1 protein-coding gene and 1 pseudogene are annotated in these 1,436 nt (G+C 46.5%); both read right to left on the bottom strand.

Annotated features, from left to right (window positions below; translation table 11 throughout):
• The coding region (locus ACTHS3_RS13025; RefSeq protein WP_440368129.1) for an esterase/lipase family protein at positions 1 to 173 on the bottom strand (173 nt) is incomplete at its 3' end.
• Between the two features lie 99 nt (positions 174 to 272).
• Positions 273 to 1,436, bottom strand: a pseudogene (locus tag ACTHS3_RS13020) (sugar MFS transporter); the annotation flags it as partial.

Below are 1,436 nucleotides of genomic sequence, written 5' to 3'. Positions count from 1 at the left end.
TGGTTCTCATCAATCCATCGCGCCAAATCTTCAACATGTCGGTTCATCGAATGCAAAACACTGTAATAATCGAACAGAGCAACTTCAAAACCTTCTTGTTCCAGCAAATACGCCAGCGGTTTCATTACCCACGAATGCATGTGCAAGCCATGCAGCAAAATGATTTTGGCCATTTTTTCCTCCTGTCATTCAAATCATTATGCCACAAAGTAAAAAGGCCGTCTGAAAACCTGATTTCCAAGTTTTCAGACGACCTTCTGTTCAAACCATGCTTACTCGTCGGCTTTATAACCTTTGAGGGCAAAGAAGAAGATGTAGAGGTAGCACACGGCAGGTGCAACATAAGAAATCATCATACCGTAATCATCGGCGATCTTACCTTGCAAAACAGGAATCAACGCGCCGCCAACAATGGCGGTACAAAGAAAACCTGAAGTAGAATTGGTAAATTTGCCGAGGTTTTTGGTTGCCAGCGAAAAGATAGTCGGGAACATAATGGAGTTGAAAAAACCGATGGCAATCAACGCCCACATGGCGATGTCGGCATTACCTTTACCAACCATGATGGCAATGACGAGCAAAGCAGTAGCAACTGAGGCATTAAAGGCAAGGTAGCGGTTTGGCGCGACTCGAGTCATAACTGCCGAACCGAGGAAGCGTCCGAACATTGCACCACCCCAGTATAACACCAGCATATCTGCGGCTTTGGAATGATCAAATCCTTTCAGGAAGCCCAAAATATTGACCATGAAAGAGCCGATGGATACTTCCGCGCCAACGTAGCAGAAAATGCCAACCACACCGAAAACAAGATGTTTGTATTGCCACACGCTGCTTTTGCCGTCGTAGTTGTGTTCGCTTTCCTCAACGGCAATTTTGCGTGCATCGGGCAGACGGATCATTTTCACAAAGACGGCGAGGAGGATCAAAAATCCCGCCAAACCCAAATAAGGGATTTGGACGGAAGCAATTTGCTCGGCTTTGCTGGCTTTCTGAGCCGCATCTGTAAAAATGAGAAGTGAACCGATTTTCGGAGCAATAGTCGTACCCAATGAATTGAATGCCTGCACCAAAGTCAGCGTTGCAGATTCTTTGCCCGGTTTCGCCAACAAGGTCACATACGGATTACCCGCAACCTACAACAGGGTTACACCTGAAGCAAGAATGAAGAGAGCGTCCAAGAAAGTCGGGTAAGATTGGCTGTCTGCGGCAGGATAAAGCAACAAGCATCCGACGGCGGTCAGCAAGAAGCCGCCGATGACGCCATTTTTATAGCCGATTTTACCGACGAAATGCCCCATCGGAATCGACATGATGGCATAGGCGGTAAAGAAGCAGAACTGAACCAGCATCGCCTGAACATTGGTTATCGTGAAAATTTTCTGCAGATGCGGAATCAAAATATCGTTCATGCAGGTAATGAAACCCATCATGAA

Source organism: Neisseria sp. P0009.S007 (assembly GCF_051962515.1).
This window is presented reverse-complemented; position numbering and strand designations above follow the sequence as displayed.